A 24,365-nucleotide genomic window follows, 5' to 3' on the forward strand; every position below is an offset into this window, starting at 1 on the left:
GCCGCTGATTGAAAATCAGTGGATTGCTTTTTGCAGAATACGATTCAGTCCGCCCGGTAGCGGATGAGTCTGAATCAGGAGAAATGAACGCAGGTGTTCACAGGCAACCGCCTGTAAGAGAAGGTGTTTTAAAAAAACCTGTCAACAGATGCGCCAGAAGTCGAAGGACTACCGGGCGTTAAAGAGATGAAAGTCGAAGCAGTTACGATGCGCAAACATCATAATATGGGTTGTCCGCCTTATATGCGGCATTAAACGGTTGTTGTTTTCCATGCTTATTTTCCTTTCAGTAATTGAAAGCACGGTAATTTTATCCTGGAAAATGGGTTTAACTGTGAAGCAGATCACCGTTAAACGATCATTTCAGAAATAAATATGCGCTTTTGATGAATATGGCAGATCAAAATGCTGTTTTGTATGTTTTATGTTAATTTTGTGTTTTGGGAATGTGTTTTGATGGCGGAAAATAAGTAAGGCACTGCCTCTTGGTTTATTTTCTCTTTATTACCGGCGGGTTTTTGTTTTTATTTGAAATTAATGTGAATAACTATTCAAAGCATAAACCGATAACCGATACCGGTTTCAGTTAATAAATGGCGGGGGCGTGCAGGATCAACTTCAAGTTTTTGACGAAGGTGGCCCATATAAATGCGTAAATAGTGACTATGTTCGACGGCATTAGGTCCCCACACCTGACTTAACAGCTGGCGCTGGGTCAGAACTTTGCCGTGATTGTTGAGCAGCACCGCCAGCAGGCGGAACTCGATCGGCGTGAGGTGGATCTCCTCGTCACCGCGAAGGATGCGCCGTGCGGCGAGATCGACCTGGATCTCGCCAAAAGTATATACCGGGTCGCTGGGGGAGGGGGCACTGTGCCGACGCAGCGCCACGCGTAGCCGCGCCTGCAGCTCGCCAATACCAAAGGGCTTGACCAGGTAATCGTCCGCTCCGGCATCGAGGGCGGCAATTTTATCCGTCTCTTCGGTGCGGGCAGAGAGCACCAGAATGGGCATCTGGCTCCACTGGCGCACCTCGCGAATAAAATCGATGCCGTCGCCATCCGGTAGCCCCAAATCGAGGATCACCAGGTCCGGCTTGCGGGTCGCGGCCTCGATCAGCCCGCGCTGTAGCGTACCGGCTTCGTGGACGCGTAAGCCGTCGCCTTCCAGCGCGGCGCGCAGAAAACGGCTAATGGCGAGCTCATCTTCAACAATCAGGACGTTAATCACAAATCCTCTGGTAATTCATCAAGTTCGGGCGGGACATCAAGAGGAAGTGTAACACAAAAACGTGCGCCACCTTCCGGGCGGTTGGCTGCCGAAAGGGTACCGCCATGCACCTCAACGATGGCCTCGCAAATCGCCAGCCCAAGCCCGACGCCGGGAATGGCTGACTCTTTATTGCCGCGCGCAAACTTCTCAAAAATGGCCTGCTCCTGGCCCTGCGGAATGCCCGGCCCCGTGTCCCACACCTCCAGGCGCAGCGCCTGTTCTTCCACGGAAGCATTCATGCCAATCTGCGCCTTCGGCCCCGCATATTTACCGGCATTTTCCAGCAGGTTGATCAGCACACGTTCGAACAGCGGGCCGTCAACATGGATAAGCGTAAGCGGCTCCGGCATATTCAGCGCGATATGGCGGCCGCCGAGACCCGGCTCCAGCATCTTCAGCGCGCTGCCAACCACTTCTTCCAGCGTCAGCCACTCTTTTTTAAGATTAAACCCGCCGGACTGGATGCGCGCCATATCGAGCAGGTTGTTCACCAGGCGCGTCGTGTTCAGCACGTGCTCGCGGATCTCGCTGGCCTGCATCGCGTGTTTAGACCCTTCAGCAGCGAGATCCAGCGTCAGGATCTCAGACTGACCAAACAGGACGGTGAGGGGCGTGCGCAGGTCGTGCGAGAGCGCCGCCAGCAGCGAATTACGGATGCTTTCCCGCTCGCTCGCCAGCCGGGCCTGCTCCTCGCTGGCGGTGAGGGCCAGCCGCTCAAGCGCGCTGGCAACCAGCAGCGTGAAGGTCTCCAGCAGCCGCTGCTGCTCGGGGATCATCAGCTGGCGCAGGTTGGATGGCTCGACAATGACCAGCCCGTGATTTTTGTCCGCGCTGCGCAGCGGCAGGATCTGATACGGCACTCCCGGCAGGGTATCCGTGCCCGCCCCTGCCGGTAGGCCCTTGTCAAAACTCCAGCGCGCGATGGCTTCATCCCAGGGGGTCATGCCCGAGGTCGATGTCAGCGGGCGCAGCTTGCCGTGCTCATCAGGAAGCAGGATCAGGCTGCTGGCGTGAAAGGTCGAGCGGATAAACTGCTCGCTGGTCTGGACGATATCTCGCGGCGTGCGGCCGACCGCCAGCGATTTGGACATCTCGTATAAATGCCGCGTGCGTTGTTCGCGGTAGCGGGCAATACGCGCCTGATAGCGCACGCCTGCCGTCAGGTTCCCGATCACCAGCCCGACGGTAAGCATCACCCCAAAGGTGAGAATGTACTGCACATCCGAGACGGCGAGCGTCCCGCGAGGGGCAATAAAAAACAGATCGAAGCTAACCACGTTGAGAACCGTTGCCAGCACCGACGGCCAGCGCCCGTAAAACAGCGCCACGACAACCACGCCGAGCAGGTAAATCATCACCAGGTTGGCGGCATCGAAGGCAATCAGCCACTGGCTGGCAATCAGGGTGATCAGGGCGCAAAGTACCGCGGCCACCAGACAACCGCGAAGCTGGATGCGCCACTTTTCACTAAACGTGCGGGCGTCTGGCGTTCGGCCAGGAAGGGGTGTGGGTTTATCATCCAGCGCGACGATCACCAGGTCCAGATCCGGCGCGCGGCGCGCCAGCCTGTCGGCGAAGGACTCCCGGCTCAACCAGCGACGCTGCTGACGGCGGCCAATCACAATCTTGCCGAGGTTGTGTTCGCGGGCGTAGCGCAGGATGGCTTTATCTTCCTGCGGGTCGGAGAGGGTGGCCGTTTCCGCCCCCAGCTCCTGTGCCAGCCTGAGCGCGCTTAAAATCGCGCGCCGCTGCTGTTCAGGCAGGGCGTGAAGCTGCGGCGTTTCAACGTACACCGCGTGCCAGACGCTGCCGAACTTCGCGGCGAGGCGGGCGGCGGTGCGGATAAGCTTCTCATTCCCGCTACTGTGACCAATGCACAGCAGAATGGCGTCCCGGGTATGCCAGACCCGCTCCTGTCCCTGCAGATCGCGCCAGGCACGCATCTGGTCATCAACGCGATCCGCCGTACGCCGCAGGGCCAGCTCGCGCAGGGCGATTAAATTGCCTTTGCGGAAGAAATGTTCGATGGCACGCTCGGCCTGCCCGGCAATATACACTTTTCCTTCGTGCAGGCGCTGGCGCAGATCGTCCGGCGGCAGGTCGACCAGCACCACTTCGTCGGCGGCGTCAAAAAACGGATCGGGAACCGTTTCCCGTACCTGTATGCCGGTCACACCGCTGACGACGTCGTTGAGGCTCTCCAGATGCTGAACGTTGACCGTGGTGAACACGTCGATGCCGGCTTCCAGCAGCTCTTCCACGTCCTGCCAGCGTTTAGGGTGGCGGGAGCCTGGCGCATTGCTGTGCGCCAGTTCATCCATCAGAATCAGAGCAGGACGGCGGGCGAGGGCCGCGTCAAGGTCGAACTCGGTGACCAGCCGCCCACGGTGGTTGATGCGGCGAGCCGGCTGCACGGCAAGCCCCTCCAGCAGCGCCGCCGTCTCTTTACGACCGTGCGTTTCGACAACACCGATAAGAATATCAAGCCCCTGCGCCCGCAGCCGCTGCGCTTCAGTGAGCATCGCGAAGGTTTTTCCGACCCCCGCGCAGGCCCCGAAGAAAATTTTCAGCTTGCCGCGATGGGCTTCCGCCGTCTGTTCGAGCAGCCTGTCCGGATCCGGGCGCATCGGCTCGTCGGTCATTTAGTTTTTCCTTAGCGCGTCCAGCGCCAGATTGAGCTCAACAATATTTACGACAGGCATGCCGATAAAACTGACCAGCGGTGTATGGGTATGTTCTGCGACCAGCTGACTCACCTGTTCCACCGTCAGGCGACGCGCGGCAGCGACGCGCGGAATTTGCCAGGCGACGGCCTCCGGCGTCAGGCTGTAATCCAGCCCGCTGGCGGACGCGGTGACCAGCTCCACCGGCACCTCACGGCTTGCCTGCGGGTTCGCGGCTCGCAGCGCGGCAACGCGTTCGGCGATGGCGGTATCCAGCGCCGGGTTGCTGCCCGCGAGGTTGCTCCCCCCGGATGCCATGGGATTATACGGGCTTTCGGCGGTGGCGGAAGGGCGTCCCTGGAAGTAGCCAGCGGCGGTAAAGTGCTGGCCGATCAGCCGCGAACCACGGGTTTCGCCGTCTTGTATGATCAGCGAGCCGTTGGCCTGGTCAGCAAACCACCACTGGCCCAGTGCGGTCGTCATCAGGGGATAAAGCCCGCCGGTTATCAGCGCCAGCAGAATAAACAGAAGTATAGCGGGACGTAACATCATCATGAGATTCACCTTTTAAACCAGCCCGAACAGGGTTAACAGCAGGTCGATCGCCTTGATCCCGATAAAGGGAACGATCAGCCCGCCGAGACCGTAAATCCACAGATTGCGGCGCAGCATCGCGGCAGCGGTCAGCGGCTTATAGCTCACCCCTTTTAGCGCCAGCGGGATCAGAAAGACAATAATCAGCGCGTTGAAGATCACCGCGCTGAGAATGGCCGACGCCGGGGAGTGCAGGTGCATCACGTTCAGCGCATCCAGCTGCGGATAGGTGGCGGCAAAGGCCGCCGGAATAATGGCGAAGTATTTCGCCACATCGTTGGCGATACTGAATGTTGTCAGCGAGCCGCGCGTCATCAGCATCTGCTTCCCGATGTGTACCACTTCAATCAGCTTGGTCGGGTTAGAGTCGAGATCGACCATGTTGCCCGCCTCTTTTGCCGCCTGCGTACCGGAGTTCATCGCGACCGCCACATCGGCCTGCGCGAGGGCTGGTGCGTCGTTGGTGCCGTCTCCGGTCATCGCCACCAGCCGACCTTCGGCCTGATACTGGCGGATCAGCGCCAGCTTGGCTTCCGGCGTCGCTTCGGACAGGAAATCGTCGACGCCCGCTTCGGCCGCAATGGCGGCTGCGGTAAGACGGTTATCGCCAGTGATCATCACCGTTTTGATGCCCATCTGGCGCATTTGAGCGAAGCGCTCTTTGATCCCGCCTTTGACAATATCTTTCAGGGCAATCACCCCGAGGACGTGCGAACCTTCAGCCACCACCAGCGGCGTGGCCCCCTGACGGGCTACGCTCTCGACCAGCGCGTCGACTTCTGGCGGGAAGTGGCCACTGTTGGCTTCAATATGGCGACGGATGGCGTCGACGGAGCCTTTGCGGATCATCCGGTCCTGAATGTTGATCCCGCTCATGCGGGTCTGAGCGGTGAAGGGGACAAAGGTGGCGTGCAGGCTCTGGACGTCACGCTGGCGCAGGTTAAAACGCTGCTTGGCAAGAATAACGATACTGCGGCCTTCCGGCGTTTCATCTGCCAGAGACGAGAGTTGCGCCGCGTCGGCCAGCGTTTTTTCATCCACGCCGGGGGCCGGTAAAAATTCGGATGCCTGACGGTTACCGAGCGTGATCGTCCCGGTTTTGTCCAGCAGCAGGACGTCAACATCCCCGGCGGCCTCTACGGCACGCCCGCTGGTGGCGATCACGTTCGCACCAAGCATGCGGCTCATCCCGGCCACGCCGATGGCCGACAGCAGGCCGCCGATGGTGGTCGGGATCAGGCACACCAGCAGGGCGACCAGCACGGTAATGCTCACCGCTGTTCCGGCGTAGGCAGAGAACGGCCACAGGGTGGCGGTGGCGAGTAAAAAGACCATCGTCAGGGCGATCAGCAGAATGGTCAGGGCGATTTCGTTCGGCGTTTTGCGACGCTGGGCGCCTTCCACCATGGCGATCATCCGGTCGAGGAAGGTCTCGCCCGGGTTGACACTGCACTGGATCACCAGCCAGTCCGAAAGAATGCGCGTTCCGCCGGTCACAGAGGCGAAGTCGCCGCCCGACTCGCGGATAACCGGAGCTGACTCCCCGGTAATGGCGCTTTCGTCTACCGATGCGCCCCCTTCAATCACTTCGCCATCACAGGGGATAATGTCCCCGGCTTCGACCAGCACCACGTCGCCTTTGCGCAGCTCGTCTGCCGGCACCTGGTCCATCTGCGCACCGTATTTCGGCTCACGCAGTTTGCGCGCAAAGGCGGTCTTTTTCACCCCTTTCAGGCTGTTGGCCTGCGCCTTACTGCGGCCTTCCGCCAGCGCTTCGGCAACGTTGGCGAAGAGCACGGTAAACCACAGCCACAGGCTGATGGCCCCGGTGAACAGGGCGTTCCCCGGGAGATGCCCCGTTCCCATGGCAATCGCCAGAGCGGTGGTCAGCACGCTGCCGATCCAGACGATAAACATCACCGGGTTGTGCCACTGCACGCGTGGGCTCAACTTTTTCACCGCATCCATGAGGGCCTGGCGAACTAACGACGGTTCAAACAGGGCCAGTTGTTTACGACTCATGACAATTCTCCGCAAATCAGCGTAAAGAGAGGGTTTCCGCGACCGGGCCTAACGCGAGGGCGGGGATAAAGGTCAGGGCACCGACAAGCAGGACGGTGCCAATCAATAGCCCGGTAAACAGCGCGCCGTGGGTAGGCAACGTACCGGTGGTCGTGGGTTGGATTTTTTTATTCACCAGTGAACCCGCAATCGCCATCACCGGCACAATTACGCCGAAACGCCCAACGAACATGCAGAAGGCCAGCAGGCAGTTCCAGAACGGCGAGTTGGCGCTCAGGCCCGCAAAGGCGCTGCCGTTGTTATTGGCGGCAGACGAGACGGCGTACAGCACTTCGCTAAAACCGTGGATACCCGGATTGAAAATGCCGCTGCGTCCGGCGTCGGTCATCAGCGCCAGCGCGGTGCCGAGCAGCACGAGGGCAGGCGTAACCAGAATGGCCAGCGCGGTCAGCTTCATCTCGCGCACGTCGATTTTTTTACCCAGATATTCCGGTGTGCGGCCAATCATCAGACCGGCGATAAACACCGCCAGCAGCACGAAAAGCAGCATGCCGTACAGCCCCGAGCCAACGCCGCCAAACACCACTTCACCGATCTGCATCAGCCACATCGGGATCATGCCGCCGAGCGCCGTAAAGGAGTCATGCATCGCATTCACCGCCCCGCACGAGGCCGCCGTGGTGACCACGGCATACAGGCTACTGGCGAGAATACCGAAGCGGCTCTCTTTGCCTTCCATGTTGATATTGCTGTTGGCGCCCAGCGGCATAAGATGGCCATTGCCGTGCCATTCGGCCCACATCACCAGCGCAACGCAGACCACAAAGATTAATGACATGGCCCACAGCAACGTCCGGCCCTGACGGCGGTCATTAACCACCTCGCCAAACGCAAAGCACAGCGCCGAAGGGATCAGGAAGATGGCCAGCATCTGGACCAGGTTGGTCAGCGCCGTTGGGTTTTCAAACGGATGGGATGAGTTAGCGTTGAAGAACCCGCCGCCGTTAGTCCCGAGCATCTTGATGGCCTCCTGCGACGCGACAGGTCCCATCGGCAGAAGCTGCTGTGCCCCTTCAAGCGAGGTATAAGGGGTGTAAGGGTGCAGGTTTTGCAGGGTGCCCTGCTGCATAAAGAACAGGGCAATGATCAGTGCGATGGGAAGCAGGATCCACAGGGTAATCCGGGTCAGGTCGACCCAGGCGTTGCCCAGCGTGTTGACATTCTGACGCGCAAACGCCCGCGTCAGGGCAAAAATCACCGCGATACCGCTCGCCGCAGAGAGAAAGTTTTGTACCGTCAGTCCCGCCATCTGGCTGAAGTAACTGAGCGTGGTTTCACCCGCATAGGATTGCCAGTTGGTGTTACTGACGAAGCTGACCGCCGTGTTCAGGGCCAGGTGCCAGGACAGGCCGGGAAGCTGCTGTGGATTCAGCGGCAGGCTTCCCTGCAGCATCAACATGGCAAACAGGACCGCCAGACCGATAATATTCAGCAGCAAAATGGCCAGCAGATACTGCCGCCAGGTCATCTCCCGATCGTGTGTTCCCAGAAGCCGCCACAGCGCGTTTTCAACGCCTGCCGTGCCCGGTAACGCCACGTTATTGATCATCCGCGCGAGTAAGGAACCCAACGGCCTTGCCAGTAAGAACAGCACCAGCAGGAAGCTGGCGATAAGCAAAAACGCCTGAGCAGCCATCAGAATGCCTCCGCATTAATCAGGGCATAAACCAGATAACCCAGTAACAGGAACACCAGCACGATGCCGGTAATCAGACCTGCACTCACAATTCACCTCCGGGTGACAGTTGTACTGGTGCTAACGGTAGGATTTACGGCGCAAAGATTTCGCAAAAATCAGAAGGGAAGGTGTAAAAAAAGTATAAAAATGGCAAAGCCACAATTTAACTATTGGTAAGTAAATCGTTAACTTTTTTGTAACTTAGTTACGGCGTGAATGTAAATATTCCCTAAATGGCGAGAAATAAGTGGTCGGATGAGTAGTAAAATTACAAACAAAACGATATTATTTTATCCAGGTCACAGATTTCACATTTTCCGGATGACGTTTCCGGCCAACTACAGGGGAGAAAAATATGGATCTTTATAAAGAGTATCCGGCTCATATCGTTTTCATGCGTCGCACTTTCGCCGTAGTGGCTGGCGTGCTGGCACTGCCGGTGATGCTTTTCTGGAAAGACCGCGCACGTTTTTACAGCTATCTGCATCGCGTCTGGGCGAAAACCAGCGAGAAGCCGGTGTGGATGGATCAGGCCGAGAAAGCGACCTGCGATTTCTACTAAAAAAGAAAGATGACGCACAGTGATAAAAAAACCGCCAACAGCAATGTGGCGGTTTTTTTGTCCCTCGGGATTCGCGGTCCGTTGGGATTGATGGTTTTTCAAGCTCTCACCAGAGGTCTGCGATCTTACTGCTCAGCACTGAAGAATCAAACGTTGTTTCTCTAAATATAATCTTAAAAGGCTGTTGAGCGGATTCCAGTCCACATCAATGCCGACTACCATGCGTCGTCCCTTTCCGCCATCTCGCACATGGGCACCGGTCCCGGGAAAGGTGTAACCACAACCGTGAGTCAGGCTCTCACCAGAGCTTGTGTCCACCGACTTATCACCGGTGGTGAACGGTGGAGCGGTTAGCTGCAGGGACCGCATAATGAAACGCTATTTTTGCATTGCGTTCATTGTCGCCAGCGTACTCGTCGTTAAGAGTGATGAACCTTCCGCGTTCATTGCGTTAACCTCGATAGCGCAGGACAAGTAGCGTTAAGGCCGCCCCGGGCGGCCTTTTTTATTTCATCGCGTCTACACTTCATGGCAAAGTACATAAAAGCCTGCCCCCTTTTTCCTTTGGTGGCATGCCCTTACGGACATAATGGACAATTGCCTGGAGTTTTATGCCCACCCATCTGGTTTGGTTTCGCGCGGATCTGCGCGTTCACGACAACATCGCCCTGGCGGCAGCCTGCCGCGCCAAAGACGCCCGCGTGCTGGCACTGTTTATTGCGACTCCCGAGCAGTGGCAGCAGCATGATATGGCACCCCGACAGGCGGCCTACCTCTGCGCGCATCTGAACGAACTGCAGCGATCGCTGGGCGAAAAAGGTATTCCGCTGATCTATAAAGAGGTGAGCGATTTCTCTGCGCAACTGCAGACGGTGCAGGCGATATGTGACGAGCATGATGTCACGCACCTTTTTTATAACTACCAGTACGAATTCAACGAGCAGCAGCGGGACCGTCAGCTGGAAAACCGGTTAGACACCGTGGTGTGTCAGGGATTTGATGACAGCGTTATGCTGCCGCCGGGCAGCGTGATGACCGGCAACCACGAGATGTATAAAGTGTTTACCCCGTTCAAAAACGCTTTTATCAAACGCCTGAAAGAGGCGCTGCCGGAGTGCGTCGCCGCGCCCGCCGCAAGGGGCGAACCCTTAACGGATCTCCCCGCGCTGACGTTTGATTATCCTCAACAGGCGTTTGATGAAACTCTCTTCCCCGCCGATGAAAAAGCGGCCATCACGCAGCTGCGCCACTTCTGCAAACAGGGGGCGGCTGAGTATGAAAGTCAGCGGGATTTTCCCGCCGTCGAGGGAACCAGTCGGTTGTCGGCCTGTTTAGCACTGGGCGTGCTCTCTCCACGCCAGTGTCTGCATCGTCTGCTGGCTGAGCAGCCGCAGGCGCTGGACGGTGCGGCAGGCGCCGTGTGGCTCAACGAGCTTATCTGGCGCGAGTTCTATCGCCATCTGATGACTTATCATCCTGATTTATGTAAACATCGACCTTTCATCCGCTGGACTGAAAACGTCAAGTGGCAGCAAAACGACGATCGGCTTCGCGCCTGGCAAAACGGCACGACGGGCTACCCGATTGTCGATGCCGCGATGCGCCAGCTCAATGCAACCGGGTGGATGCATAACCGCCTGCGCATGATTACTGCCAGCTTTCTGGTAAAAGATCTGCTTATCGACTGGCGCGTCGGGGAGCGGTATTTTATTTCTCAGCTGATCGATGGCGATCTGGCTGCCAATAACGGCGGCTGGCAGTGGGCGGCCTCTACCGGTACCGATGCGGCACCGTATTTCCGCATCTTTAACCCGACAACCCAGGGGCAACGGTTTGACGCCGACGGCGAGTTTATCCGCCACTGGCTTCCGGAGCTTAACGAGGTGCCGGCTAAAGCGATCCATGAACCCTGGACGTGGGCGGATAAGCAGGGCGTAACGCTCGATTATCCTCGCCCCCTCGTCGACCATAAACAGGCGCGCGTCGCCACGCTGGCGGCGTACGAAGCGGCCCGTAATGCGTAAGAGAATGATGATGAACAACCACGAACTTGAACGACTGATTAACGAGAAGCTCAACACCGCCGCCTTCAGCGACTACGGCCCGAACGGCCTGCAGGTTGAAGGGCGCGATAAGGTGCAAAAAATTATCACCGGCGTGACGGCAAGCCAGACGCTGCTGGATGAGGCGGTACGCCAGCAGGCGGACGCCGTGATCGTCCATCATGGTTACTTCTGGAAAAACGAAGCGCCGGTTATTCGCGGTATGAAGCGTAACCGGCTGAAAACGTTGCTGGCGAACGACATCAACCTCTACGGCTATCATCTGCCGCTGGACGCGCACCCGGAACTGGGAAATAACGTGCAGCTGGCGCAGCTGCTGGGGATCACCGTGAAGGGGGAAATCGAGCCGCTGGTGCCGTGGGGCGAGCTGGCGATGCCGGTTCCGGGGCTGGAGCTGGCCTCGTGGATTGAAGCGCGTCTGGGGCGTCGTCCGCTGTGGTGCGGTGACACAGGGCCGGATCTGGTGAAGCGCGTCGCCTGGTGTACCGGCGGTGGTCAGGGCTTTATTGATAGCGCGGCACGTTTTGGCGTTGATGCCTTCATTACCGGCGAAGTCTCCGAGCAAACCATCCACTCCGCCCGCGAGCAGGGGCTCCATTTCTACGCGGCGGGGCATCATGCAACGGAGCGCGGCGGCATTCGCGCGCTCGGGGAGTGGCTGACAGAAAATACCGATCTGGATGTGACCTTTATAGATATCCCTAATCCGGCCTGATGAGAGGTAGTTAAGTGCAGCGAGCGCGTTGTTATCTTCTGGGCGAAACCGCCGTGGTTCTGGAACTTGAACCACCGGTGACGCTTGCCACGCAAAAGCGTATCTGGCGGCTGGCTCAGCGTCTGCCGGAGATGCCGGGGGTGGTTGAAGCCATTCCGGGTATGAATAATATCACCGTGGTGCTGCGTCACCCGCACACGGGGGCGCTGGATGCCATTGAACGATTGCAGCGCTGGTGGGAGGAGAGCGAGGCGCTGGAGCCGGAGTCCAGATCCATTGAAATCCCGGTGGTTTATGGCAGGGAAGGCGGGCCGGATCTTGGCGTCGTGGCGCAACACAGTGGTTTAACCGAGAAGCAGGTGGTTGAAATGCATGCTTCGGTAAATTACGTGGTCTGGTTCGTTGGCTTCCAGCCAGGTTTTCCGTATCTGGGCGGGCTGCCGTCAGAGCTGCATACCCCCCGTCGCGCCGAGCCGCGCCTGAGCGTACCCGCGGGGACGGTGGCGATCGGCGGTGAGCAGACCGGCATCTACCCCCTTGCCTCGCCCGGCGGCTGGCAGCTTATCGGGCACACGTCCACCCCATTATTTGAACCACGCCAGGATGCGCCAATACTTCTGCGTCCCGGCGACACCCTTCGCTTTATCCCGCAGAAGGAGGGGGTATGTTAACGCTTATTCGCGCCGGGCTTTACACCTCGGTCCAGGATGCCGGGCGCTTTGGCATGCGCCAGTCCGGCGTGAGCTATTGCGGCGCGCTCGACCGCCCTGCGCTTGAAATTGCAAACGTGCTGGTGGGCAACCCCGGCAGCACGGCGGCGCTGGAGATTACGCTCGGACAGTGCGTGATTGAATTCGGCCAGGAGACCTGGTTTGCGCTTACCGGGGCAGGCTGCGATGCAACGCTTGACAGTAAAGCGGTCTGGACGGGCTGGCGTCTCAGGGCGCAAGCGGGCCAGCGACTGACCCTCAACCGTCCTTCGCACGGCGTACGCAGTTACCTTGCCGTCGCCGGAGGCCTTGACGTGCCTGACGTCCTTGGCTCGTGCAGTACCGACGCAAAAGCGGGCATTGGCGGGCATGAAGGACGCTTGCTGCGCGACGGCGATCGCCTGGCGATCAAGCCTGCGGATCGGCTTTTTTCCACCGCCCAGGGCGTGAAGCAGCTGCTGTGGGGAAATCAGATCCGCGCTTTGCCGGGACCGGAATATCAGGAGTTCGACGCGGCGTCTCAGGCATCCTTCTGGCGCTCGCCGTGGAAGATCAGCCCGCAAAGTAACCGCATGGGCTATCGCCTGCAGGGGCAGCCGCTGACCCGCACAACCGACCGCGAGCTGCTCTCGCACGGCCTGCTGCCGGGCGTGATTCAGGTTCCACCGAACGGGCAGCCTATCGTGCTGATGAACGATGCGCAAACTACCGGCGGATACCCGCGTATTGCCTGCATTATTGAAGCCGATCGCTACCATCTGGCGCAGATCCCGCTTGGTCAGCCGATCCATTTTGTACAATGTACGCTGGAAGAGGCGCTCAAAGCCCGGCAGGATCAGCAGCGCTACCTGGAGCAACTGGCCTGGAGGCTGGATGGCAAAGATTGATTTAAACGCCGATTTGGGCGAGGGCGGCAGCGCGGATGACGCGCTGATGACGCTGGTCTCTTCGGTCAATATCGCCTGCGGTTTTCATGCGGGCGACGCGCAAACCATGCTGACAAGCGTGCGCAATGCCATCAAACACGGCGTGGCGATCGGGGCGCACCCGGGTTTTCCCGACAGGGCCAATTTTGGCCGAACGGCGATGGAGCTGCCGCCGGAGACGGTCTACGCCCAGACGCTCTATCAGATTGGCGCGCTGGACGCGATTGTCCGTGCGCAGCAGGGGGTGCTGTGCCACGTGAAGCCGCACGGCATGCTTTACAACCAGGCGGCAAAAGAGCCTGCTCTGGCGGATGCCATCGCGCGGGCGGTGCGGGACTATAATCCGCATTGCATTCTGGTCGGTCTGGCCGGCAGTGAGCTTATCCGTGCCGGCGCGCGTTTGGGCTTAACCACCCGTCAGGAAGTCTTTGCCGACCGGGGATACCAGGCTGACGGCAGCCTCGTCCCCCGCACGCAGCCGGGCGCGCTTATCACCTCTGAACCACAGGCGCTGGCGCAGACGCTGGAGATGGTACGCCTGGGGCAGGTCACGACGATTGACGGCACAACGGCAAAGGTCCAGGCTGATACGGTCTGTTTACACGGCGATGGTGAGCATGCGCTGGCATTTGCGCGCCGCCTGCGGGCGGCCTTTGCAGAGCAGGGTATTCTCGTCAGCGCCTGACATCGCAATAAGGACAACACCATGCCAGAAGGTCCGGAGATCCGCCGCGCGGCGGATAACCTGGAGGCGGCGATAAAAGGCAAACCCCTGACCCGTGTCTGGTTTGCTTTTCCGCAACTCAAAAAATATGAATCAATGCTGGTGGGCCAGACGGTGACCCACATCGACACGCGCGGCAAGGCATTGCTGACGCATTTCTCCCATAACCTGACGTTATATAGCCATAACCAGCTATACGGCGTATGGCGCGTGGTGAATGCCGACGAACAGCCAGAAACCACCCGCGTGCTGCGCGTCAGGCTGCAAACGGCAGATAAAGCCGTTCTGCTTTACAGCGCGTCGGATATCGACATGTTAACGCCGGAGCAGTTGCTTACGCACCCGTTCCTGCAACGCGTGGGGCCGGACGTGCTGGATATGCGCCTGACGGCCAGCGACGTGAAAGCCCGGCTGTTATCGCCCAAATTCCGCAACCGGCAGTTCTCCGGCTTATTCCTCGATCAGGCGTTTCTGGCGGGGTTAGGAAATTATCTGCGGGTGGAAATTCTGTGGGACGTTGGGCTGGCGGCGCAGCATAAAGCCTCGCAGCTGAGCGACGCGCAGCTGGACGCCCTGTCCCACGCGCTGCTGGAGATACCGCGTCTGTCCTACAACACGCGAGGCAGGGTGGATGATAAAAAGCACCACGGGGCGCTGTTCCGGTTCAGGGTGTTTCATCGGGCGGGGAAAAAGTGCGAACGCTGCGGCGGGATAATTGAAAAGACAACGCTCTCGTCCAGACCGTTTTACTGGTGTCCGGGGTGCCAGAGGTAAAAGCAAAACGGCAACGAAAGTTGCCGTTTTTAATGTTTTCACCCTCTCCCTGTGGGAGAGGGCCGGGGTGAGGGCATCAGGCCGCACCCAACGTTGTTAGCGCTTAATATCAGACTTAAAATCACGCTGCTCGTAGCCGGTATACAGCTGACGAGGACGGGCGATTTTCATGCCTTCGCTGTGCATTTCGTTCCAGTGCGCAATCCAGCCTACGGTACGCGCCATCGCGAAGATCACGGTGAACATGGAAGACGGAATACCCATCGCTTTCAGGATGATACCGGAGTAGAAGTCGACGTTCGGGTAGAGTTTCTTCTCGATGAAGTACGGGTCGTTCAGCGCGATGTGTTCCAGCTCCATCGCCACTTCCAGCAGGTCATCTTTGGTACCCAGTTCTTTCAGCACTTCGTGGCAGGTTTCACGCATCACGGTGGCGCGCGGGTCATAGTTTTTGTACACGCGGTGACCGAAGCCCATCAGACGGAAGGAGTCATTCTTGTCTTTCGCGCGACGCACGAACTCAGGAATGTGCTCAACGGAGCTGATCTCTTCCAGCATCTTGAGCGCCGCTTCGTTCGCGCCGCCATGCGCCGGTCCCCACAGGGAGGCGATACCCGCAGCGATACAGGCGAACGGGTTCGCGCCTGAAGAGCCTGCGGTACGGACGGTAGAGGTAGAGGCGTTCTGTTCGTGGTCAGCGTGCAAGATCAGAATACGGTCCATGGCGCGTTCCAGCACCGGGTTCACTTCGTACTCTTCGCACGGCGTGGAGAACATCATGCGCAGGAAGTTACCAGCGTAGGAGAGGTCATTACGCGGATAAACAAACGGCTGGCCGATAGAATATTTGTAGCACATCGCCGCCATGGTCGGCATTTTGGACAGCAGGCGGAACGCGGCGATATCACGGTGACGTGGGTTATTCACGTCGAGGGAATCGTGATAGAACGCGGCCAGCGCACCGGTGATCCCGCACATTACCGCCATCGGGTGAGAGTCACGACGGAACGCATGGAACAGACGGGTAATCTGCTCGTGGATCATGGTGTGACGGGTAACGGTGGTCCGGAATTCATCGTATTCCGCCTGGGTCGGCTTTTCGCCGTTCAGCAGGATGTAGCACACTTCCAGATAGTTGGATTCGGTGGCTAACTGATCGATGGGGAAGCCGCGATGGAGCAGGATGCCTTCGTCACCGTCGATGAAGGTGATTTTGGATTCGCAAGATGCGGTAGAGGTAAATCCAGGGTCAAAGGTGAAAACACCTTTCGAACCCAGCGTACGGATATCAATAACATCCTGACCGAGCGTGCCTTTTAGCACATCCAGTTCAATAGCAGTATCACCCCCGAGGGTGAGCTTTGCCTTTGTATCAGCCATTTACGGTCTCCTTAGCGCCTTATGCTTAAGACTGCTGTTCACCGGATTTGCCTTCAGCTGTTAATCACCGTTACCAGATTGTTATTTGGCTTACCGCTCAGCTCACGAGGCATAACCAGGGTACAGAGCTATGGCGCCTTGCAGGTAAACGAATGAAATATCAGTGAAATAACAGCAAATCAGTGTTTCAGCGGTCCGAATTATTCAAACCTGTATACCACTAATAACTGTCCTGATAACTTCGGTCAATACCATCACACTGTTACATAACTATTTGTCAGGTGAAAGAGAGACCTCATAACTTTTGCGCATTATATGCCTTTTCTGATGACGTTTGTAACAATATTGTTTAACATTTGTCAAATCAGATGATTAAAAATTAAAAAGATGTTGTTATCGTGACCCGGATCACTGTTCCAGAGAAAACCCGACAAACTGTATGTAGGTTAATTGTAATGATTTTGTGAACGGCCTATACTGCCGCCAGGTCTCCGGAACACCCTGCAATCCCGAGCCACCCAGCGTTGTAACGTGTCGTTTTAGCATTTGGAAGCAATGTTTTGCATGACGCGCAGTTATAGAAAAGGAACGCTGTCTGACCCGCATCGCAGTCCGGAGGAAGGAAACAATAAGAACAGCATGTGGGCGTTATTCATGATAAGAAACGTGAAAAAACAAAGACCTGTCAATCTGGATCTCAAAACGATCCGATTCCCTGTAACAGCAATAGCGTCCATTCTGCACCGCGTATCCGGTGTGATTACGTTTGTGGCGGTCGGTATTTTGCTGTGGCTACTGGGAACCAGCCTCTCGTCTCCTGAAGGATTCCTCCAGGCCTCCGCCATTATGAACAGCTTCTTCGTGAAATTTATCATGTGGGGCATTCTGACCGCGCTGGCATACCACGTCGTAGGCGGCGTACGCCATATGCTGATGGATTTCGGCTATCTGGAAGAGACCTTCGAGGCCGGGAAACGCTCCGCTAACATTTCATTTGTATTGACTGTCGTGCTTTCAATTCTTGCAGGAGTTCTCGTATGGTAAGCAACGCCTCCGCATTAGGACGCAACGGCGTACATGACTTCATTCTGGTCCGCGCTACCGCCATCGTCCTCACGCTTTACATCATCTATATGATCGGTTTCTTCGCGACCAGCGGCACGCTGACGTGGGAGCTCTGGAGTGGTTTCTTCGGATCGGCCTTCACCAAAGTGTTTACCCTGCTGGCGCTGTTCTCCATCCTTATCCATGCCTGGATTGGCATGTGGCAGGTGTTGACCGATTACGTTAAACCTCTGGCCATTCGCCTCCCTCTGCAGCTGGCAATTGTCGTTGCACTGGTGGTTTACGTTATTTATGGATTCGTTGTGGTGTGGGGTGTGTAATGAAACTGCCAGTCAGAGAATTTGATGCTGTCGTGATTGGTGCTGGTGGCGCAGGTATGCGCGCAGCGCTGCAAATTTCCCAGAGCGGCCAGACCTGTGCGCTGCTCTCTAAAGTGTTCCCGACCCGTTCCCATACCGTATCAGCCCAGGGTGGTATCACCGTGGCGCTTGGTAATACCCATGAAGATAACTGGGAATGGCACATGTACGACACGGTAAAAGGTTCCGACTACATCGGTGACCAGGATGCCATCGAATATATGTGTAAAACCGGCCCGGAAGCGATTCTGGAGCTGGACCACATGGGCCTGCCGTTCTCCCGTCTGGAAAATGGCACCATCTATCAACGTCCGTTTGGCGGCCAGTCGAAAGATTTCGGCGGCGAGCAGGCGGCACGTACCGCAGCGGCGGCGGACCGTACCGGCCACGCGCTGCTGCACACTCTGTATCAGCAAAACCTGAAAAACCACACCACCATCTTCTCTGAGTGGTATGCGCTGGATCTGGTGAAAAATGCCGATGGCGCAGTCGTGGGCTGTACCGCTCTGTGCATCGAGACCGGTGAGGTCGTCTACTTTAAAGCGCGTGCAACCGTGCTGGCTACCGGCGGTGCAGGGCGTATTTATCAGTCAACCACCAACGCCCACATCAACACCGGTGACGGCGTGGGGATGGCTATCCGCGCGGGCGTGCCGGTGCAGGATATGGAGATGTGGCAGTTCCACCCAACCGGTATCGCCGGCGCGGGGGTTCTGGTGACGGAAGGCTGCCGTGGTGAAGGTGGCTACCTGCTGAACAAACACGGCGAGCGCTTCATGGAGCGTTATGCCCCGAATGCGAAAGACCTGGCGGGTCGTGACGTGGTGGCGCGTTCCATCATGATCGAAATCCGCGAAGGCCGCGGCTGCGATGGCCCATGGGGTCCACACGCGAAGCTGAAGCTCGACCACCTGGGTAAAGAGGTACTGGAATCCCGCCTGCCGGGCATTCTGGAGCTGTCCCGCACCTTCGCCCACGTTGACCCGGTTAAAGAACCTATCCCGGTTATCCCAACCTGCCACTACATGATGGGCGGCATTCCGACCAAAGTGACCGGTCAGGCGCTGACCGTGAACGAGCAGGGCGAAGACGTGGTGATTCCTGGCCTGTTTGCCGTCGGCGAAATCGCCTGCGTATCGGTACACGGTGCTAACCGTCTGGGCGGCAACTCCCTGCTGGACCTGGTGGTGTTTGGCCGTGCGGTGGGCCTGCATCTGCAGGAATCCATTGCCGAGCAGGGCGACCTGCTTGACGCCACCGACGCTGAAATCGATGCCTCCCTCGAGCGCCTCAACCGCTGGAACGGCAACCGTAACGGCGAAGATCCGGTGGAAATCCGTAAAGCGCTGCAGGAATGTATGCAGCACAACTTCTCGGTATTCCGTGAAGGCGACGCGATGGCGAAAGGCCTTGAGCAGCTGAAAGCGATCCGCGAGCGTCTGAAAAATGCCCGTCTGGATGATACCTCCAGCGAGTTCAATACCCAGCGCGTAGAGTGTCTGGAGCTGGATAACCTGATGGAAACGGCCTACGCCACTGCGGTGTCGGCAAACTTCCGTACCGAAAGCCGTGGCGCGCATAGCCGCTTCGACTTCCCGGATCGTGATGACGAAAACTGGCTGTGCCATTCCCTGTATCTGCCAGAGTCGGAAACCATGACGCGTCGTAGCGTTAACATGGAACCGAAACTGCGTCCGGCGTTCCCGCCGAAGATTCGTACTTATTAATGCGGAGACAGGACAATGAAACTCGAATTCTCAGTTTATCGTTATAACCCGGATGTAGACGATGCGCCGCGTATGCAGGATTACACCCTGGACGCGGAAGAAGGTCGTGACATGATGCTGCTGGATGCCTTAATGCAGCTGAAAGAAAAAGATCCGACACTGTCGTTCCGCCGTTCCTGCCGTGAGGGGGTGTGTGGCTCCGATGGCGTGAACATGAACGGAAAAAATGGCCTGGCCTGTATTACGCCAATTTCAGCGTTGCAGCGTCCTGGTCAGAAAATTGTTATCCGTCCTCTGCCAGGCCTGCCGGTCGTGCGCGATTTGGTGGTAGACATGGGGCAATTCTATGCACAATATGAGAAGATTAAGCCTTACTTGTTGAATAATGGGCAAAATCCTCCTGCTCGTGAGCACTTACAGTCACCCGAGCAGCGTGAAAAACTCGATGGATTGTATGAGTGTATTCTCTGTGCATGTTGCTCGACGTCGTGCCCATCGTTCTGGTGGAACCCGGACAAATTTATCGGCCCGGCCGGTCTGCTGGCTGCCTATCGCTTCCTGATCGATAGCCGCGACACCGAAACCGATAACCGTCTGGAAGGATTAAGTGACGCTTTCAGCGTATTCCGCTGCCATAGCATCATGAACTGCGTCAGTGTGTGTCCTAAGGGGCTGAACCCGACGCGCGCCATCGGCCATATTAAGTCGATGCTGCTGCAGCGCAGTGCGTAAGAAGTAATAAGAGGGGGCGCTGTTCCCCTCACCCTAACCCTCTCCCCAAGGGAGAGGGAATAGATTGCAGGAAATCTTTAAAAACTGCCGACGACATTCCCCCTCTCCTGTGGGAGAGGGTCGGGGTGAGGGGAAACCCTTAAGACAGTTTCTAAAGGTTCCTTCGCGGGCCAGAAAGAGCTCGCAGGTGAACCCCGGCACGTACGTGTTGTACGTGGTAGTTTCTACGGCGAAAGTAAGCATAAAATGCTTAAGGGATCACGATGCAGAACGGCGCAATGAAAGCCTGGCTGGACTCTTCTTACCTCTCTGGTGCAAACCAGAGCTGGATAGAACAGCTCTATGAAGACTTCTTAACCGATCCTGACTCAGTGGACGCAAACTGGCGTTCCATGTTCCAGCAGTTGCCTGGTACAGGGGTCAAACCGGATCAATTCCATTCCAAAACACGTGATTATTTCCGTCGTCTGGCGAAGGATGCCTCACGTTACTCTTCTGCGATTTCCGACCCTGACACCAATGCGAAGCAGGTTAAAGTCCTGCAGCTTATTAACGCTTATCGCTTCCGTGGTCACCAGCATGCGAATCTCGATCCGCTGGGACTGTGGCAGCAAGAACGTGTGGCGGATCTCGATCCGGCCTTCCACGATCTGACCGAGGCCGATTTCCAGGAAACCTTTAACGTAGGTTCGTTTGCCATCGGCAAAGACACGATGAAGCTGGGCGAGTTGATTGACGCGCTCAAGCAGACTTACTGCGGCTCCATCGGCGCGGAATATATGCACATTACCTCCACCGAAGAGAAGCGCTGGATCCAGCAGCGTATCGAATCCGTGGCGGGGCACGCCACCTTTTCTCATGAAGAGAAAAAGCGCTTCCTGGGTGAGTTGACCGCAGCAGAAGGGCTTGAGCGCTATCTGGGCGCGAAATTCCCGGGCGCAAAACGCTTCTCGCTGGAAGGCGGCGATGCGTTAGTCCCGATGCTCAAAGAGCTGATCCGCCATGCGGGCAAGAGCGGCACCCGTGAAGTGGTGCTGGGCATGGCGCACCGTGGTCGTCTGAACGTGCTGGTCAACGTGCTGGGCAAAAAGCCTCAGGACCTGTTCGACGAATTTGCGGGTAAACACAAAGAACATCTCGGCACCGGTGACGTGAAGTACCACATGGGCTTCTCGTCAGATATCGAAACCGAAGGCGGTCAGGTTCACCTGGCGCTGGCGTTTAACCCGTCGCACCTCGAAATCGTAAGCCCGGTCGTCATTGGTTCGGTGCGCGCGCGTCTGGATCGTCTTGACGAGCCGAGCAGCAATAAAGTGCTGCCGATTACCATTCACGGTGATGCGGCGATTACCGGTCAGGGCGTGGTTCAGGAGACCCTGAACATGTCCAAAGCGCGGGGTTACGAAGTGGGCGGTACCGTTCGCATCGTGATCAACAACCAGGTGGGCTTCACTACCTCTAACCCGCTGGATGCGCGTTCTACGCCGTACTGTACCGACATCGGTAAGATGGTGCAGGCGCCAATCTTCCACGTCAACGCGGACGATCCGGAAGCAGTGGCCTTCGTCACCCGTCTGGCGCTGGACTACCGTAATACCTTCAAACGCGACGTGCTGATCGACCTGTTCTGCTACCGCCGTCACGGCCACAACGAAGCTGACGAGCCAAGCGCAACCCAGCCGTTGATGTACCAGAAAATCAAAAAACACCCGACACCGCGCAAAATCTATGCCGACCGGCTTGAAGCCGAAAAAGTGGCGACGCTGGAAGATGCGACCGAGTTGGTCAATCTTTACCGTGACGCGCTGGATGCAGGTGAATGCGTTGTGAAAGAGCTGCGTCCGATGAACATGCACTCCTTTACCTGGTCGCCGTACCTCAACCACGAGTGGGATGAGAGCTACCCGAACAAGGTCGAGATGAAGCGCCTGCAGGAGTTGGCTAAACGCATCAGCACCGTGCCTGACGCTATCGAGATGCAGTCTCGCGTGGCAAAAATCTATGGCGATCGCCAGTCCATGGCGGCAGGTGAGAAGCTGTTCGACTGGGGCGGAGCGGAAACGCTGGCCTATGCCACGCTGGTTGACGAGGGGATCCCTGTTCGTCTCTCCGGTGAGGATGCGGGTCGCGGTACCTTCTTCCACCGTCATGCGGTTGTGCATAACCAGACCAACGGTTCAACCTATACCCCGCTGCAGCACGTGCATAACGGTCAGGGCCCGTTCCGGGTCTGGGACTCCGTGCTGTCTGAAGAAGCGGTTCTGGCATTCGAGTACGGTTACGCGACCGCAGAACCTCGCACCCTGACCATCTGGGAAGCGCAGTTCGGTGACTTCGCCAACGGTGCGCAAGTGGTTATCGACCAGTTCATCTCTTCTGGCGAACAGAAGTGGGGCCGTATGTGTGGCCTGGTGATGCTGCTGCCACACGGTTACGAAGGGCAGGGACCGGAGCACTCCTCCGCGCGTCTGGAGCGTTATCTGCAGCTCTGCGCCGAGCAGAACATGCAGGTCTGCGTACCATCGACCCCGGCTCAGGTTTACCACATGCTGCGTCGTCAGGCGCTGCGCGGTATGCGCCGTCCACTGGTGGTGATGTCGCCGAAATCGCTGCTGCGTCATCCGCTGGCGGTGTCCAGCCTCGACGAACTGGCGAACGGCACCTTCTTGCCGGCCATCGGTGAAATTGACGAACTGGATCCGAAGGGCGTGAAGCGCGTTGTGATGTGTTCTGGTAAGGTTTATTACGACCTGCTGGAACAGCGCCGCAAGAACGATCAGAAAGATGTCGCCATCGTGCGTATCGAACAGCTTTATCCGTTCCCGCATCAGGCGATGCAGGAAGTGCTGAAACAGTATGCTCACGTCCATGATTTTGTCTGGTGCCAGGAAGAGCCGCTCAACCAGGGCGCATGGTACTGCAGCCAGCATCATTTCCGTGAAGTGATTCCATTTGGGTCTGCCCTGCGTTACGCAGGTCGCCCGGCCTCCGCCTCTCCGGCGGTAGGGTATATGTCCGTTCACCAGAAGCAGCAACAAGATCTGGTCAATGACGCGCTGAACGTCGATTAATTAAAGGATACATAATGAGTAGCGTAGATATTCTTGTTCCCGACCTGCCTGAATCCGTAGCAGATGCGACTGTTGCCACCTGGCATAAAAAACCGGGCGATAGCGTTAAGCGTGATGAAGTGCTGGTAGAAATCGAAACTGACAAAGTGGTACTGGAAGTACCGGCATCGGCGGATGGCATTCTGGACGCAGTGCTGGAAGATGAAGGTACAACCGTCACCTCTCGCCAGATCCTCGGTCGCCTGCGTGAAGGCAACAGCGCGGGCAAAGAGTCGAGCGCCAAAACGGAAGAGAAAGCCTCTACCCCGGCGCAGCGTCAGCAGGCTTCTCTGGAAGAGCAGTCTAACGACGCGCTCAGCCCGGCGATCCGTCGTCTGCTGGCCGAGCACACTCTCGACGCGTCCGCCATCAAAGGCACCGGCGTGGGAGGTCGACTGACCCGTGAAGACGTTGAGAAGCATCTGGCGAAAGCGCCTTCTGAAGCGAAAGCAGAAGCGAAAGCGCCTGCGGCTGCACCAGCAGCACAGCCTGCTCTGGGTGCCCGTAGCGAAAAACGCGTGCCGATGACCCGCCTGCGTAAGCGTGTGGCCGAGCGTCTGCTGGAAGCGAAAAACTCTACCGCGATGCTGACCACCTTCAACGAAGTGAACATGAAGCCCATCATGGACCTGCGTAAGCAGTACGGTGACGCGTTTGAAAAACGTCACGGTATCCGTCTGGGCTTTATGTCCTTCTACGTGAAGGCGGTGGTTGAAGCGCTGAAACGCTACCCGGAAGTGAATGCCTCCATCGACGGCGACGACGTGGTTTACCACAACTACTTCGACGTCAGCATGGCGGTATCGACCCCGCGTGGTCTGGTCACGCCGGTTCTGCGCGACGTAGACACCCTGGGCATGGCAGACATCGAGAAGAAAATCAAAGAGCTGGCCGTGAAAGGCCGTGACGGCAAGCTGACCGTCGACGACCTGACCGGCGGTAACTTCACCATTACCAACGGCGGCGTATTTGGTTCGCTGATGTCTACCCCAATCATTAACCCGCCACAGAGCGCGATCCTCGGCATGCATGCCATCAAAGATCGTCCTATGGCGGTAGACGGTAAAGTTGAGATCCTGCCGATGATGTACCTGGCACTCTCTTACGATCACCGTCTGATCGACGGTCGCGAGTCCGTGGGCTTCCTGGTCGCCATTAAAGAGCTGCTGGAAGACCCAACGCGTCTGCTGCTGGACGTGTAGTAGTTTTGCATCACCTGCCCTGTAGGCC

At 57.5% G+C, this 24,365-nt stretch carries 21 protein-coding genes; 13 read left to right on the forward strand and 8 right to left on the reverse strand.

Going from position 1 to position 24,365, the window contains the following annotated elements; translation table 11 throughout:
* Nucleotides 1–168 precede the first annotated feature (168 nt).
* From speFL to kdpF, 7 genes are all read right to left on the reverse strand, one after another.
* Nucleotides 169–273, reverse strand: a complete 105-nt coding sequence (gene speFL, locus QLG21_RS08150) for a leader peptide SpeFL (protein ID WP_003858645.1) — start codon at nt 271–273, stop codon at nt 169–171.
* Nucleotides 274–551: 278 nt separating this feature from the next.
* A complete protein-coding gene (kdpE, locus tag QLG21_RS08155) occupies nt 552–1,229 on the reverse strand; it encodes a two-component system response regulator KdpE (protein ID WP_058610540.1) in 678 nt (225 codons plus the stop codon).
* Complete coding sequence (kdpD, locus tag QLG21_RS08160) at nt 1,226–3,913, reverse strand: two-component system sensor histidine kinase KdpD (protein ID WP_006177179.1); 2,688 nt, start codon at nt 3,911–3,913, stop codon at nt 1,226–1,228. The genes kdpE and kdpD overlap by 4 nt, the downstream gene beginning before the upstream one ends.
* Nucleotides 3,914–4,489 (reverse strand): potassium-transporting ATPase subunit KdpC, encoded by a 576-nt coding sequence (gene kdpC / locus QLG21_RS08165; RefSeq protein ID WP_137271786.1) that lies wholly within the window; start codon nt 4,487–4,489, stop codon nt 3,914–3,916.
* A gap of 12 nt (nt 4,490–4,501) precedes the next feature.
* Nucleotides 4,502–6,550 carry a potassium-transporting ATPase subunit KdpB gene (gene kdpB, locus QLG21_RS08170; RefSeq protein ID WP_282484202.1) on the reverse strand — a complete coding sequence of 683 codons (2,049 nt, stop codon included), beginning with the start codon at nt 6,548–6,550 and terminating at the stop codon, nt 4,502–4,504.
* 16 nt (nt 6,551–6,566) lie between these two features.
* On the reverse strand, nt 6,567–8,246 hold the full coding sequence (gene kdpA, locus QLG21_RS08175) for a potassium-transporting ATPase subunit KdpA (protein WP_220711220.1): 1,680 nt from the start codon (nt 8,244–8,246) through the stop codon (nt 6,567–6,569).
* Nucleotides 8,246–8,335 (reverse strand): K(+)-transporting ATPase subunit F, encoded by a 90-nt coding sequence (gene kdpF, locus QLG21_RS08180; protein ID WP_015386886.1) that lies wholly within the window; start codon nt 8,333–8,335, stop codon nt 8,246–8,248. Before kdpF ends, kdpA begins: the two co-directional genes overlap by 1 nt.
* Nucleotides 8,336–8,643: 308 nt before the next feature.
* On the opposite strand from kdpF, the gene QLG21_RS08185 reads away from it, so the two are divergent.
* The 7 genes from QLG21_RS08185 (at nt 8,644) to nei (ending at nt 14,762) form a co-directional block, all read left to right on the forward strand.
* A complete protein-coding gene (locus tag QLG21_RS08185; protein ID WP_014069366.1) occupies nt 8,644–8,850 on the forward strand; it encodes a YbfA family protein in 207 nt (68 codons plus the stop codon).
* 611 nt (nt 8,851–9,461) lie between these two features.
* Nucleotides 9,462–10,874, forward strand: a complete 1,413-nt coding sequence (gene phrB / locus QLG21_RS08190; RefSeq protein ID WP_282484203.1) for a deoxyribodipyrimidine photo-lyase — start codon at nt 9,462–9,464, stop codon at nt 10,872–10,874.
* A gap of 10 nt (nt 10,875–10,884) precedes the next feature.
* Nucleotides 10,885–11,628 carry a type 2 GTP cyclohydrolase I gene (locus QLG21_RS08195; RefSeq protein ID WP_220711455.1) on the forward strand — a complete coding sequence of 248 codons (744 nt, stop codon included), beginning with the start codon at nt 10,885–10,887 and terminating at the stop codon, nt 11,626–11,628.
* A 14-nt stretch (nt 11,629–11,642) separates the two neighbouring features.
* Entirely contained in the window at nt 11,643–12,299 is a 657-nt protein-coding gene (pxpB, locus tag QLG21_RS08200; protein WP_042321000.1) for a 5-oxoprolinase subunit PxpB, read from the forward strand.
* Complete coding sequence (gene pxpC, locus QLG21_RS08205; protein WP_220711222.1) at nt 12,293–13,225, forward strand: 5-oxoprolinase subunit PxpC; 933 nt, start codon at nt 12,293–12,295, stop codon at nt 13,223–13,225. Before pxpB ends, pxpC begins: the two co-directional genes overlap by 7 nt.
* Nucleotides 13,212–13,949: a 5-oxoprolinase subunit PxpA gene (gene pxpA, locus QLG21_RS08210; RefSeq protein ID WP_220711223.1), complete on the forward strand. Its 738-nt coding sequence runs from the start codon at nt 13,212–13,214 to the stop codon at nt 13,947–13,949. Before pxpC ends, pxpA begins: the two co-directional genes overlap by 14 nt.
* Before the next feature lie 21 nt (nt 13,950–13,970).
* Nucleotides 13,971–14,762, forward strand: a complete 792-nt coding sequence (gene nei, locus QLG21_RS08215; protein ID WP_058610546.1) for an endonuclease VIII — start codon at nt 13,971–13,973, stop codon at nt 14,760–14,762.
* A 96-nt stretch (nt 14,763–14,858) separates the two neighbouring features.
* On the opposite strand, the gene QLG21_RS08220 is transcribed toward nei, so the two are convergent.
* Nucleotides 14,859–16,142, reverse strand: coding sequence for a citrate synthase (locus QLG21_RS08220; protein WP_006177190.1), 1,284 nt, complete (start codon nt 16,140–16,142; stop codon nt 14,859–14,861).
* Nucleotides 16,143–16,781: 639 nt separating this feature from the next.
* Here QLG21_RS08220 and sdhC point away from each other — a divergent pair.
* The 6 genes from sdhC to odhB all read left to right on the forward strand — a co-directional run bounded on the left by sdhC (nt 16,782) and on the right by odhB (nt 24,337).
* Nucleotides 16,782–17,186 (forward strand): succinate dehydrogenase cytochrome b556 subunit, encoded by a 405-nt coding sequence (gene sdhC / locus QLG21_RS08225; RefSeq protein ID WP_006177191.1) that lies wholly within the window; start codon nt 16,782–16,784, stop codon nt 17,184–17,186.
* Nucleotides 17,180–17,527 (forward strand): succinate dehydrogenase membrane anchor subunit, encoded by a 348-nt coding sequence (gene sdhD / locus QLG21_RS08230; RefSeq protein ID WP_006177192.1) that lies wholly within the window; start codon nt 17,180–17,182, stop codon nt 17,525–17,527. The genes sdhC and sdhD overlap by 7 nt, the downstream gene beginning before the upstream one ends.
* Nucleotides 17,527–19,293: a succinate dehydrogenase flavoprotein subunit gene (gene sdhA, locus QLG21_RS08235; RefSeq protein WP_006177193.1), complete on the forward strand. Its 1,767-nt coding sequence runs from the start codon at nt 17,527–17,529 to the stop codon at nt 19,291–19,293. The genes sdhD and sdhA overlap by 1 nt, the downstream gene beginning before the upstream one ends.
* Nucleotides 19,294–19,308: 15 nt before the next feature.
* Nucleotides 19,309–20,025, forward strand: a complete 717-nt coding sequence (locus QLG21_RS08240) for a succinate dehydrogenase iron-sulfur subunit (RefSeq protein WP_058610547.1) — start codon at nt 19,309–19,311, stop codon at nt 20,023–20,025.
* 263 nt (nt 20,026–20,288) lie between these two features.
* Nucleotides 20,289–23,096 (forward strand): 2-oxoglutarate dehydrogenase E1 component, encoded by a 2,808-nt coding sequence (gene sucA, locus QLG21_RS08245; RefSeq protein ID WP_137849054.1) that lies wholly within the window; start codon nt 20,289–20,291, stop codon nt 23,094–23,096.
* Nucleotides 23,097–23,110: 14 nt separating this feature from the next.
* Nucleotides 23,111–24,337, forward strand: coding sequence for a 2-oxoglutarate dehydrogenase complex dihydrolipoyllysine-residue succinyltransferase (gene odhB, locus QLG21_RS08250; protein ID WP_006177196.1), 1,227 nt, complete (start codon nt 23,111–23,113; stop codon nt 24,335–24,337).
* Nucleotides 24,338–24,365: the final 28 nt, after the last annotated feature.

This window comes from Enterobacter sp. V87_3, assembly GCF_029967835.1.
GTDB classification, from domain to species: domain Bacteria; phylum Pseudomonadota; class Gammaproteobacteria; order Enterobacterales; family Enterobacteriaceae; genus Enterobacter; species Enterobacter cancerogenus.

Coding starts and splice junctions, on each gene's coding strand:
- sdhA (WP_006177193.1), top strand. CDS start 17,527: ATGAAACTGCCAGTCAGAGAATTTGATGCTGTCGTGATTGGTGCTGGT.
- sucA (WP_137849054.1), top strand. CDS start 20,289: ATGCAGAACGGCGCAATGAAAGCCTGGCTGGACTCTTCTTACCTCTCT.
- QLG21_RS08185 (WP_014069366.1), top strand. CDS start 8,644: ATGGATCTTTATAAAGAGTATCCGGCTCATATCGTTTTCATGCGTCGC.
- kdpD (WP_006177179.1), bottom strand. CDS start 3,913: ATGACCGACGAGCCGATGCGCCCGGATCCGGACAGGCTGCTCGAACAG.
- odhB (WP_006177196.1), top strand. CDS start 23,111: ATGAGTAGCGTAGATATTCTTGTTCCCGACCTGCCTGAATCCGTAGCA.
- nei (WP_058610546.1), top strand. CDS start 13,971: ATGCCAGAAGGTCCGGAGATCCGCCGCGCGGCGGATAACCTGGAGGCG.
- sdhD (WP_006177192.1), top strand. CDS start 17,180: ATGGTAAGCAACGCCTCCGCATTAGGACGCAACGGCGTACATGACTTC.
- pxpC (WP_220711222.1), top strand. CDS start 12,293: ATGTTAACGCTTATTCGCGCCGGGCTTTACACCTCGGTCCAGGATGCC.
- QLG21_RS08240 (WP_058610547.1), top strand. CDS start 19,309: ATGAAACTCGAATTCTCAGTTTATCGTTATAACCCGGATGTAGACGAT.
- QLG21_RS08195 (WP_220711455.1), top strand. CDS start 10,885: ATGAACAACCACGAACTTGAACGACTGATTAACGAGAAGCTCAACACC.
- phrB (WP_282484203.1), top strand. CDS start 9,462: ATGCCCACCCATCTGGTTTGGTTTCGCGCGGATCTGCGCGTTCACGAC.
- speFL (WP_003858645.1), bottom strand. CDS start 273: ATGGAAAACAACAACCGTTTAATGCCGCATATAAGGCGGACAACCCAT.
- pxpA (WP_220711223.1), top strand. CDS start 13,212: ATGGCAAAGATTGATTTAAACGCCGATTTGGGCGAGGGCGGCAGCGCG.
- kdpB (WP_282484202.1), bottom strand. CDS start 6,550: ATGAGTCGTAAACAACTGGCCCTGTTTGAACCGTCGTTAGTTCGCCAG.
- QLG21_RS08220 (WP_006177190.1), bottom strand. CDS start 16,142: ATGGCTGATACAAAGGCAAAGCTCACCCTCGGGGGTGATACTGCTATT.
- kdpC (WP_137271786.1), bottom strand. CDS start 4,489: ATGATGATGTTACGTCCCGCTATACTTCTGTTTATTCTGCTGGCGCTG.
- kdpA (WP_220711220.1), bottom strand. CDS start 8,246: ATGGCTGCTCAGGCGTTTTTGCTTATCGCCAGCTTCCTGCTGGTGCTG.
- sdhC (WP_006177191.1), top strand. CDS start 16,782: ATGTGGGCGTTATTCATGATAAGAAACGTGAAAAAACAAAGACCTGTC.